Origin of the sequence: Caulobacter sp. Root487D2Y, from assembly GCF_001427165.1 — a bacterium.
Taxonomy (GTDB): Bacteria; Pseudomonadota; Alphaproteobacteria; order Caulobacterales; family Caulobacteraceae; genus Caulobacter.
In genome coordinates this window covers 69,241-79,087 of sequence record NZ_LMFD01000014.1, presented here as the reverse complement: position 1 = coordinate 79,087, position 9,847 = coordinate 69,241, and the positions used below count along the sequence as shown (strand labels likewise).

The window sequence follows — 9,847 nt, the reverse complement described above, 5'->3', positions numbered from 1 at the left end:
GGTCGGACTTTGGGGGCGAATCGGGCCGCTGGGTAGTGCGGCATGGACGATGGTCCACAGGCTCACGGGACTTTTCCCGCCCCTTTATGGGAGGGAAGGGCGGCCAATCACCCCGCGAACCCGCCCTCGTCCAGGAACGCCTGCTCGGCCGCCGTCGTGGTGCGGCCCAGGGCCTTGTTCCGGTGCGGGAAGCGGCCGAAGCGGGCGATGATGTCGCGGTGGACGATGGCCCATTTCAGGGTGTCGGCGTCGCCGGTGTCCTTCAGCAGCCCTTCGCACAGGGCGATGCAGGTCTCCTGGTCGGCCAGCGACTCCGAATGCTCGTAGGGCAGATAGAAGAACGGCCGCAGCTCGGGCGCGACGGCCTTGTCGTGGCCGGCCGCCACGGCGGCGACGGCGATCGAGCGGGCCTTGCCGTCGGTGGCGAAGGCGTGGCCGCTGTCGCGGTAGAGGTTGCGGGGGAACTGGTCCAGCAGGATGATCAGGGCCAGGGCGCCCTCGGGGTCGGCGGCCCAGGCGTCGTACTTGCCGCGCGCGGCGGCCAGGTGGACGGGTTCGAACTTCAGGCGGATGGCCGAGTCGAAGGCGTCTGACTTGGCGAACCACTTGTCCGGACCGGCGGCGGTCCAGAAGCCCAGAACGTCCTGCGGTTTGGCGGTCATGGCGGATCCCCTGGGTGTCTTTCGAAAGGGCGTCGTTCAAACGCGGTTCATGGAGCACGGGCGACACTCAATACAAGGGATGAGCGACAGGGCCGGCACAAGGCCCCTTGGAGCATTTGGAAAGCGATGAAACGTCTGATCACGACCGCCTTGGTCCTGTCCCTGCTGGGCGGGGCCTCGGCCCAGGCCGCCGGCGCGGGGCTGGGCGGAATGCAGGATCACCTGGATCGACGCGGCGGACGCGACTCGGGCGAAGGCGGCGGCTGGCGCCAGCAACGGTCGCAACCACAGCAACCGCAGACCCAGCCGCAAGAGCAACCGCAGGCTCAACCGCAAGCTCAAGCCCGGCCCCAGGGCGGCGATCAGGGCGGCTGGCGTCAATCCGGCGGTGAACGCGGCGATCGCGGCGCTCGACCCGACCGTGACGGCGGCGCTCGCCCGGCGCCCCAGGCCCAACCGCCGCAGCAGCCCGCGCCCGCGCCCCAGGCCCAGAGCCCGCAGCAAGGCCGCGAAGGCGGCTGGCGCCAGGGTGGACGCGGCGGCGGCGAGGACCGCCGAGATCAGGCGCGCGGCGATCAGAACCGGGGCGATCAGAACCGCGGCGACCAAGGTCGCTGGGACCAGAACCGCGGCGACCAGAACCGCGCCGATCGCGGCGACAGGAACCGCGACGGCCAGAACGGCGGCTGGGATCGCGGTCCTGGACGCGGCGATCAAGGACGCGCCGAACAAGGACGGGGCGGCCAGTACAACGGCCAATGGCGCACCCGCGACAATGACCGCCAGCGCTACGACCAGCGTCGCTACCGGCCGGCCTATCACGCGTCGCAGCGCTATCGTGTCGGCGCCTACCGCTATCCGCGCGGCTACTATGTTCGCCATTGGTCGTTCGGCGACTACCTGCCGGGCGGCTGGTACGGCCAGTCCTACTATCTGGACGCCTGGCAATATGGCCTGCCGTTCCCGCCGGTCGGCTGCGAGTGGGTCCGCGTCGGCAATGACGCCCTGCTGGTCGACGTCTGGAGCGGCCAGGTCCTGAGCGTCTATTACGGCCTGTTCTGGTAGACCGAAAAGCGGGGACGCGCGCCAGCGTGCGTCCCCGTCCGGATCTCAGAGGTTCGTCGTCGATTTCGCCGCCCGCTCGTCGTCCTTGGTCGCCACGATCCCCTTCAACGCCACGTGGGCGATGAAACCTTCGACCCAGGCGTCGAATTGAGCCACGTGGTCGGTCTCGGTCATCATGTCGTCGGTCTGGTCGTCGGCGTAGGGCTTGCCCTCGCCGAACACGCCCGCGGTCCATAGGGCGTCCGGAACCTCGATCCCGCTGTAGCGGCACTGCCAGACCAGGCCCTGATAGGCCATTTTCTCGTCCGTGTAGGGCTCCTGGCCCGGATCGAACCAGTCCTTGCGCCTGACCAGCCTGGGCCGCCCGTCCTCGCCCATCTCGTTGGCCCCGCCGTCGCAATAGGTGAAGAACGCCGCCGTGCGGCCTTCCAGGTGGTTCTTGGTCAGCCGCCGCCATTGAGGCGAGCGCTCCAGGGCCTGGGCCTTCAGCGTGTCCTTCTTGTCGATCAGGTCGGGGCGCGGATTGCCGCCGGCCGCGCAGACCAGGCGGTCGAACATCAGCTTGAAATTGGTCGTGGGTCCGTACCAGTTGGTCGGGCCGATGAAGGCCCAGGCGTCGGCCCGGGCCAGGCGGCCGTAGAGGTCCAGGTCCCACATCAGGTCGGGCTGGGTGGCGCTGCGCGGGCCGTAGCAGTTGCAAGGGTACACGCACAGCGCCATCGACGAGCTGACGCAGGCGTTGCAGGCCTGGATCTTGGGCTTGCCGTGCTGGTTGCCCAGGTCCTCGGTGTCGATCTGCCACTCGGGCGGCAGGGCCGCGGCCATTCGCAGCATCAGGGCCCGCGCCTTGGAGTCGAGCCCCGGGCAGCTGTTGTGCCGCCGTTGCGAGCCGGCCATCACCAGCACCCGAAGGGCGCGGTCCTCGCTGGGTTCGGGGGAGACGATGGGCGCGTCCTTGGACGTGTTTGAAGGGGCTTCTTGAGGACTAGCCATGGCGGTGGAACGCCCCAGCGTCTAAAACGTCGCCGCAGAGGCTTTCGGGTCACGGTGTTCTGTCGTCATCGCCTTGACGAAACGGCAAAAAAACGCTCAAACGCCCGGCCTTTGTCGCTTCGCTGTTGCGCGAGGCGGCCATATTTGACCAGTCCTGGAGAAAAAACATGCGCGTCTATTATGATCGCGACGCCGACCTCGCTCGCATCCTGGACAAGAAGATCGCGATCGTAGGCTATGGTTCGCAAGGTCACGCGCACGCTCTCAACCTTCGGGACTCCGGCGCCAGCAACGTCGCCGTCGCCCTGCGCGCCGGTTCGCCGACCGCCAAGAAGGCCGAGGGCGAAGGCCTGAAGGTCATGACCGTCGCCGAAGCCGCCGGCTGGGCCGACCTGATCATGATCCTGGCGCCCGACGAGCATCAGGCCGCGATCTACAAGAACGACATCGCCCCCAACATCCGCGACGGCGCGGCCCTGCTGTTCGCCCACGGCCTGAACGTGCACTTCGGCCTGATCGAACCCAAGGACACCATCGACGTGCTGATGGTCGCCCCCAAGGGCCCCGGCCACACCGTGCGCGGCGAGTACCAGAAGGGCGGCGGCGTGCCCTGCCTGATCGCGGTGCACCACAACGCCACCGGCAACGCCCTGGACCTCGGCCTGGCCTACGCCTCGGCCATCGGCGGCGGCCGTTCGGGCATCATCGAGACCAACTTCCGCGAGGAATGCGAAACCGACCTGTTCGGCGAGCAGGCCGTCCTCTGCGGCGGCACGGTCGAGCTGGTCCGCGCCGGCTTCGAAGTGCTGGTGGAAGCCGGCTACGCGCCGGAAATGGCCTATTTCGAGTGCCTGCACGAACTGAAGCTGATCGTCGACCTGATGTACGAAGGCGGCATCGCCAACATGAACTACTCGATCAGCAACACGGCCGAGTACGGCGAATACGTCACCGGTCCGCGCATCATCACGCCGGAAACCAAGGCCGAGATGAAGCGCGTGCTGGAAGACATCCAGTCGGGCAAGTTCGTCCGCGACTTCATGCTTGAGAACCAAGTGGGCCAGCCGAGCTTCAAGGCGACCCGTCGTCGCTCGGCCGAGCACCAGATCGAGGAAGTCGGCGGTCGCCTGCGCGCCATGATGCCCTGGATCGCCAAGAACAAGCTGGTGGACGTGGCCAAGAACTAGGCTTCGGCTTCATCGCTGAAACGACGAACGGCGGGCTCGAAAGGGCCCGCCGTTTTCGTTTGGGCGCTTGCCGTCCGCCGTCGCTCGCGTGAAGCTTGCACGATCCCGCTGAACGGGATGAGGGGAACGCTCGATGAAACGCCTGCTCGCCGTCCTGACCGCCTGCGCCGCCCTGGGCGCGACCACCGTGCCGGCCGCCGCCGCCGAGGTCGCCTACAAGCTCGACGAGGCCCATACCGAGACGACCTTCGTCATCGACCGCTTCGGCTACACCTCGGTGATCGGCATCTTCGCCAAGTCGGAGGGCACGATCTGGCTGGACGAGGCCGCGCCCGAGAAGTCGCGCGTCGAGGCCACGGTCACCGTCGACAGCCTGCTGACCGCCAACGCCACTCGCGACGAGCACGTCAAGGGCGAGCGCTGGCTGAACGCGGCCAAGAACCCGACCATGACCTTCAAGTCCACCAAGGTGGAGAAGACCGGCGACACGACGGCCAAGGTCACCGGCGACCTGACCATCATGGGCGTGACCCTGCCGACCACCTTCGACGTCAAGCTGAACAAGCTCGGCTCGGCCCCGAACAACAACACGAAGCAGGCCGGCTTCACCATCACCGGCGCGATCAGCCGCAAGGCCTTCGGCAGCGCCGGGGCGGCGGGCATGATCGGCGACGCCGTGGCCATCCGCATCGAGACGCTGGGCGTGGCGCAGCCTTAGGGCCGATCGGCTTTCGGCTTCGGAAGCGAAAACCTCGTCCTTCGACAAGCTCAGGATGAGGTTTTCTACTGCTGTCGCCTGCTCTTGGTCCTCATCCTGAGCTTGTCGAAGGACGAGGATCACGCACCGTGTCCGAAGGTAAGCCCTAGCCCAGCACGAACACCGGCCCCCAGGCCACCAGGTGCTTCCGCGCGCCGGTCGACAGGTGCGGGCGCAGCTGCCAGGCGCCCGGCGGCAGGGTCCGGGCGCCGGGGGCCTCGACATAAGTCTCGATCAGGGCCTCGGCGCCGGGTTCGGAGATCGAGAACTGGTCGATGCGCGGGACGGCGTTCGACAGGGCCGCGGCGATGGCGGCGACCGACGCCACCCGCAGCGGGGCGGGGGCGGCCAGGCGGGCGGAGACCTCGGCATAGGCCCCGACCGCGAGCACCTCGCGGCCCTGACGCAGCACGCCGTAGCCGACATGGGTGAAGCCGGGCGCCAGCAGGTTGGCGCGGTGGCCCGCGCTGCCCTTCCACTGGCCCATGATCTGGTCGGGCCGCACCGCGCCGCTGCCGTTCATCCGCTCGGCGATGTTCTCGCCCGGGGCGCCGATCAGGTCGCGGGCCAGCAGGCCCACCCGGGCGGCGGGGCCGAAGCCCTCGCGGGTCATGTGGTCGAAGACGCTCGTGCGGGCGACGTCGGCGGCGTGGGCGCGGGCCGCCAGGGTCAGGCCGGGGTCGTGCGCCAGCTCGGAGAGGCCCTGGCCGCGCCGGAAGATGTCGCCCAGGTCGTGCAGGTCGGTCTCGAAGTCGGGATCGAAGTCACCCCGGTTCTCGGCCAGCTGGCGACGCAGGCGGCGGTCATAGGCCAGCCAGGGGGCGCTCATGGCGGCCCGCGCGGGGTTGGGGACGAGACATGGCGTGACCAGGGCGGAAGCGGTCGCGGCGATCAGCGTGCGGCGGTTTGGGGCGTTCATGGTCCTCTAGGCGGTTGACAGCGTCCCGTTTCGGCAAGCTCTAAGGGTCTATGAGACCCGTACGTTCCATCTGGCTGTCCGGACCCGAGCCTTGGCTTCCTGATGCCGAGGCGCAAGGTTCGCGTCAGCGCGCCCTATGCCTAGACAACGGCTTCACCGGCCTGACCGCTCCCGCCATCGTCGAGATCCAGGCCGACAATGTCGAGATCCAGGCCCGCGAACTCTATGCCGAGAGGATGGCCAAGCTGCGACAGGCCGACGCCGGGATCATCAACCTGACCCCGTTCCGCGGCCCGTCCTGCGCCAGCGCCGCCGCTTTCGAGGCCGGGGTGCTGGCCGGACTGGGGCGGCCGATCATGGCCTATGTGAACATCGCCGACGAAAGCGAGGCCGAATATGTCGACCGGGTCGAGGTGCATGTCGGCGCCCAGCGCGACGAGCACGGCGTCTGGCGTGACGGCGACGGCTGCGTGGTCGAGGACTTCGGCCTGCCCGAGACCCTGATGCTGTGGGCCGAGGCCCGCCGCCTGTTCGTGATCATCACCGACGACCCGCTCCACGACCTGACGGGCCTGGAAATGTGCCTGGAGGCGTTGACGCTGTACGCGGAGTAGGGGGCAAGTGGGTGAGGTGAACCCGTCCCTACGTCCATCCTAGTCCAGCATCGCCCCGCAGGATCGCCTCGGCCGCCGCCGAATGTCCCGATCCCTCGCGGTCGTGCAGCACCAGCGGCGGCAGCAGGATCAGCGGCGCCTTGCCGGTCTTGATCGCCCGCACGATCACCCGCTTGGCCGGGGCGTCGGCGAAGGGCGCCACCGGGCGGATCTTGAACGAGCCGGCCTTGGGGGCCAGCAGGGCCAGGATGTCGGCCAGGCGGTCGGCGCGGTGGATCAGGGTGATGGTCCCGCCCTCGCGCACCGCCTTCAGGCAGAAGCCCGTCCAGGCCGCCAACCCGCCGTCGGCCATCCAGGCCCCGGATTTCTCGGGAGAGGGCGCGCGCAGGGCGCCGGGATCGTCGAAAAACGGCGGATTGCCGATCACCGCGTCGAACACCGGCAGGTCCAGGGCCCGAAAGCCGCGCTCGACATCGCCGGAGACGATCTCGACACGATCCCGCAGGGCGTTGAGCACGACATTGCCCCGCGCCAGGTCGGCGGCGGCGGGGTCACGCTCCAATCCGACGAATCGGGCGCCCGGCCGCCGGGCCGCCGCCGCCAGCAAGGCGCCGCCGACGCCGCAGCCGGCCTCGATCACCCGCTCGCCCGAACCGGCGTCGCAGGCGGCCGCCAAGAGAGCCGCGTCCATGCCCGCCCGGTAGCCCGCCACGGGCTGGCGCAGCCTGACGCGGCCGTTCAGGACGGTGTCTTCGGTGACCCCCGAGGGGTTCGGAGGGGCGGGTATCTCGTCCGGCAACGTTTCAAGCCTTGTGCTCGCCTTGACCCTGACCTATCCCGCCAGCATTGTCGCTCGCAACGGCTGATCAAGCCCGAGGGACGCGAGGCGCACGCCGACCGCCGGCGGGCGTCAGCAGGGAGAGTATGGTTTTGGACGCAGCTGCAGCGACCCTCGCCCGGGAGCCGGGATCGGTGGATCGTCTCGTGCGGCTGGCCGCCGCCGACATGGCCGGGGTCGACGCCCTGATCACCGCGCGCATGCAGAGCGAGGTTCCGGTCATTCCCGCCCTGGCCGAGCATCTGATCGCCGCCGGCGGCAAGCGCCTGCGCCCGCTGCTCACCGTGGCCGCCGCGCGCCTGGCCGGGTCGGACAACGACACCTGCCTGAAGCTGGCCGCCGCCGTCGAATTCATCCACACCGCCACCCTGCTGCACGACGACGTGGTCGACGGCAGCCAGTTGCGGCGCGGCAAGGTCGCGGCCCACCTGATCTGGGGCGCGGCCCAGAGCGTGCTGGTCGGCGACTTCCTGTTCGCCCGGGCCTTCGAGCTGATGGTCGAGACCAACTCGATGAAGGCGCTGGAGATCCTGGCCAAGGCCAGCCGGGTCATCGCCGAGGGCGAGGTGCTGCAGCTCACCCGCAGCCACGACCTGAACCTATCGCAGGCGCTCTATCTCGAAATCATCGGCGCCAAGACCGCCGAGCTGTTCGCCGCGGCCTCGGAAGCCGGCGGCGTCTCCGCCGGAGTCTCTCCGAGCCAGTCGGACGCCCTGCGCGCCTACGGCATGAACCTGGGCCTGGCCTTCCAGCTGGCCGACGACGCCCTGGACTACGGCGGCACGACCGAGGCCCTGGGCAAGAACGCCGGCGACGACTTCCGCGAAGGCAAGGCCACCTTGCCGCTGCTGCTGGCCATCGCCCGCTCGGGTCCGCGCGAGGCCGAATTCTGGGAGCGGGCCATCGGCCGTCGCGAGCAGACCGAGGCCGACTTCCGCCGGGCCCGCGAGCTGATCGTCGGCACCGGATCGCTGGAGGCTACGCTGGATCTGGCTGGAGGCTATGCCGACAAGGCCAAGGCGGCGTTGTCCGGCTTCCCGGCCAACGACTGGCGCCTGAGCCTGGAGAGCCTGGCCGACTTCGCGGTCAGCCGGCGAACCTGACATGACGTGGGCGGGGGGATCCAGGATCAGCAACATGCTTCCGCTGCCGCCGGAAGGCCCGCTGCCGTCCCTGAACACCGTCCTGAAGGCCACGCCCGAAAATCCCAGCGGCGATCCGCACGGTCATGTCCACCAGGCCGGCGGGACGGCCGGCAAGGTGGTCGGCGGGGGCTTGGGCGTGGTGGTCGTCCTGGGCGTGCTGCTGCTGATGTTCGGTCCGATGCTGTGGGCGCCGGTGGCGGCCGCCCTTTCGGCCGCCGTACGGGTCAAGGCCCTGACGCATAATGGCTGGGCGAGCGCCGGCGCGGCGATCGCCGCCGGCCTGGCCGTCGCCTTCGTCCAATTCCTGCTGCTGGTCCAGAAGAGCCCGCTGCTGCGCTATCCGGCCGTGCTGCTGTTCTCGCTGGCCTGGGTGGGCGGGCTGTGGCTGGAATTGACGGCTCCGCCGCACAACTGGCTGACGGCGCCGCCCTGGCATGCGCCGGGTCCCTGGGCGATTGCTCTGGTCGGGGTCGGCACGGCGGCCTATGCGGGCCTCTACCTGCTGATCCTCGCGCGCTTCGGCAAGGGCCCGTGGGCCAGCCGGTGGCAGCTGATCAAGTAGGCTGAACCTTCCTGCGTCCTTCGAGGCCCGCTGCGCGGGCGCCTCAGGATGAGGAACGTTTTGCTGAATTCCTCATCCTGAGGTGCGAGCCGAAGGCGAGCCTCGAAGGACGCAACGCGCCTAGGCCTTCGCCTTCAGGCACAGGTCCAAATGGGTGCCGTTGTCGTCCTCGACGTGGCGCGTCCAGGCCGCGTCGATAGCGGCGATCACCTCGGCCGCGCTGGCGCCCTTGACCGCCTCGCGCTTCTTCTTGCGGTGCAGGATCTCCACGCCGTAGCCCAGGTCCAGGAAGAAGCTCAGCAGGGCCGAACCCTCGGCGCGCGAGGTCTCGGCCTGGAAGGCCGGCGAATATTCCAGGAAGGTGATCGGCTTCTGCTCGGCCATGAAGGCCTTGGCGCCCATGAAGGCGCGGTATTCCATGCCCTCGATGTCGATCTTCATCACGTCGACCCGCCCGAGCTCGCCGCGCAGCAGGTCGATCGGCACGACCGGCGCGAAGTCGTAGTCGCTCAGGTCGTCCGGCGCGGCTTGGCCGGCCGGCTCCAGCTGGTGGTTGTTGTGCATGGTCTGGCGGCGCAGGAAGGCCGTCTCCAGCTTGTCGGACACGCCCACCAGGATCAGCCGGATGTTGTCGATGGCGTTGGTCTTGGCGCTTTCCAGGATCACCCGGCCGTTGCCCGGGCTCATCTCGATGGCGATCACCCGGCCGGTCGGCCCGACCTTCTTGGCGGCGGGCAGGGCGAAGGCGCCCCAGCTGGCCCCGACGTCCAGCACGGTCATGCCGGGCTTCAGGGTCTGCAGGAAATAGTCCAGCACCCAGGGCTCGTAGTCCTTGCCGTCCAGCAGCTGCTTGGTGATCACCCAGTGATCGGGCATGCGGAAGGTGCAGCCGCGGAACTTCACCGAGGCCGGGACCGGGGCGACGCCGACCGGCAGCGAGATCGCCTGGTGCTTCTTCTTGCGGAACAGACCCATGGAGCCCTCGTGGCGGCGCGGCGCCTTGGAATCAAGCGCGGCGGCTTCGTTTCTCGACCGACACATAGCGATAGCTTGTGGCAAGGTCACGTCCGCCGGGCGAGAAAGGTGAAGCTCGACATCGATCGCG

General features: G+C 69.0%; 11 protein-coding genes and 1 pseudogene. 6 read left to right on the top strand and 6 right to left on the bottom strand.

Features of this window, described 5'->3' with window-relative positions; genetic code table 11:
* Positions 1-107: 107 nt before the first annotated feature.
* Entirely contained in the window at positions 108-662 is a 555-nt protein-coding gene (locus tag ASD38_RS20715; protein WP_056463043.1) for a DUF924 family protein, read from the bottom strand.
* 126 nt (positions 663-788) lie between these two features.
* On the opposite strand from ASD38_RS20715, the gene ASD38_RS20710 reads away from it, so the two are divergent.
* On the top strand, positions 789-1,727 hold the full coding sequence (locus ASD38_RS20710; protein WP_056463040.1) for an RcnB family protein: 939 nt from the start codon (positions 789-791) through the stop codon (positions 1,725-1,727).
* Between the two features lie 45 nt (positions 1,728-1,772).
* Here ASD38_RS20710 and ASD38_RS20705 read toward each other — a convergent pair whose 3' ends face one another.
* Positions 1,773-2,720 (bottom strand): NAD(P)H-dependent oxidoreductase, encoded by a 948-nt coding sequence (locus ASD38_RS20705; RefSeq protein WP_082554861.1) that lies wholly within the window; start codon positions 2,718-2,720, stop codon positions 1,773-1,775.
* A gap of 167 nt (positions 2,721-2,887) precedes the next feature.
* On the opposite strand from ASD38_RS20705, the gene ilvC reads away from it, so the two are divergent.
* Both ilvC and ASD38_RS20695 read left to right on the top strand, forming a co-directional pair.
* Positions 2,888-3,907, top strand: a complete 1,020-nt coding sequence (ilvC, locus tag ASD38_RS20700) for a ketol-acid reductoisomerase (RefSeq protein ID WP_056445712.1) — start codon at positions 2,888-2,890, stop codon at positions 3,905-3,907.
* Positions 3,908-4,040: 133 nt separating this feature from the next.
* Complete coding sequence (locus tag ASD38_RS20695) at positions 4,041-4,625, top strand: YceI family protein (protein ID WP_056463037.1); 585 nt, start codon at positions 4,041-4,043, stop codon at positions 4,623-4,625.
* Positions 4,626-4,770: 145 nt separating this feature from the next.
* Here ASD38_RS20695 and ASD38_RS20690 read toward each other — a convergent pair whose 3' ends face one another.
* Positions 4,771-5,583 (bottom strand): CAP domain-containing protein, encoded by an 813-nt coding sequence (locus tag ASD38_RS20690; RefSeq protein ID WP_056463034.1) that lies wholly within the window; start codon positions 5,581-5,583, stop codon positions 4,771-4,773.
* 50 nt (positions 5,584-5,633) lie between these two features.
* Here ASD38_RS20690 and ASD38_RS20685 point away from each other — a divergent pair, with 50 nt between their 5' ends.
* Positions 5,634-6,197, top strand: a complete 564-nt coding sequence (locus ASD38_RS20685; protein ID WP_056445703.1) for a nucleoside 2-deoxyribosyltransferase — start codon at positions 5,634-5,636, stop codon at positions 6,195-6,197.
* A gap of 28 nt (positions 6,198-6,225) precedes the next feature.
* On the opposite strand, the gene ASD38_RS20680 is transcribed toward ASD38_RS20685, so the two are convergent.
* The gene (locus ASD38_RS20680) at positions 6,226-6,888 is read right to left on the bottom strand and encodes a tRNA1(Val) (adenine(37)-N6)-methyltransferase (protein WP_235523924.1); all 663 of its coding nucleotides are present in this window, start codon (positions 6,886-6,888) and stop codon (positions 6,226-6,228) included.
* A 239-nt stretch (positions 6,889-7,127) separates the two neighbouring features.
* Between ASD38_RS20680 and ASD38_RS20675 the strand changes: the two genes are divergently transcribed.
* Complete coding sequence (locus ASD38_RS20675) at positions 7,128-8,138, top strand: polyprenyl synthetase family protein (protein ID WP_162250259.1); 1,011 nt, start codon at positions 7,128-7,130, stop codon at positions 8,136-8,138.
* A 34-nt stretch (positions 8,139-8,172) separates the two neighbouring features.
* Positions 8,173-8,742 carry a hypothetical protein gene (locus tag ASD38_RS20670; RefSeq protein WP_156390817.1) on the top strand — a complete coding sequence of 190 codons (570 nt, stop codon included), beginning with the start codon at positions 8,173-8,175 and terminating at the stop codon, positions 8,740-8,742.
* Here ASD38_RS20670 and ASD38_RS24105 read toward each other — a convergent pair.
* Positions 8,731-8,864: pseudogene (locus ASD38_RS24105) on the bottom strand (hypothetical protein); the annotation flags it as partial. The gene ASD38_RS20670 and the pseudogene ASD38_RS24105 sit on opposite strands and share 12 nt — an antisense overlap.
* The gene (locus ASD38_RS20665) at positions 8,863-9,717 is read right to left on the bottom strand and encodes an FkbM family methyltransferase (RefSeq protein WP_056463028.1); all 855 of its coding nucleotides are present in this window, start codon (positions 9,715-9,717) and stop codon (positions 8,863-8,865) included. The pseudogene ASD38_RS24105 and the gene ASD38_RS20665, both read right to left, overlap by 2 nt.
* Between the last annotated feature and the right edge of the window lie 130 nt (positions 9,718-9,847).

Coding starts and splice junctions, on each gene's coding strand:
- ASD38_RS20715 (WP_056463043.1), bottom strand. CDS start 662: ATGACCGCCAAACCGCAGGACGTTCTGGGCTTCTGGACCGCCGCCGGT.
- ASD38_RS20710 (WP_056463040.1), top strand. CDS start 789: ATGAAACGTCTGATCACGACCGCCTTGGTCCTGTCCCTGCTGGGCGGG.
- ASD38_RS20705 (WP_082554861.1), bottom strand. CDS start 2,720: ATGGCTAGTCCTCAAGAAGCCCCTTCAAACACGTCCAAGGACGCGCCC.
- ilvC (WP_056445712.1), top strand. CDS start 2,888: ATGCGCGTCTATTATGATCGCGACGCCGACCTCGCTCGCATCCTGGAC.
- ASD38_RS20695 (WP_056463037.1), top strand. CDS start 4,041: ATGAAACGCCTGCTCGCCGTCCTGACCGCCTGCGCCGCCCTGGGCGCG.
- ASD38_RS20690 (WP_056463034.1), bottom strand. CDS start 5,583: ATGAACGCCCCAAACCGCCGCACGCTGATCGCCGCGACCGCTTCCGCC.
- ASD38_RS20685 (WP_056445703.1), top strand. CDS start 5,634: ATGAGACCCGTACGTTCCATCTGGCTGTCCGGACCCGAGCCTTGGCTT.
- ASD38_RS20680 (WP_235523924.1), bottom strand. CDS start 6,888: ATGGACGCGGCTCTCTTGGCGGCCGCCTGCGACGCCGGTTCGGGCGAG.
- ASD38_RS20670 (WP_156390817.1), top strand. CDS start 8,173: ATGCTTCCGCTGCCGCCGGAAGGCCCGCTGCCGTCCCTGAACACCGTC.
- ASD38_RS20665 (WP_056463028.1), bottom strand. CDS start 9,717: ATGGGTCTGTTCCGCAAGAAGAAGCACCAGGCGATCTCGCTGCCGGTC.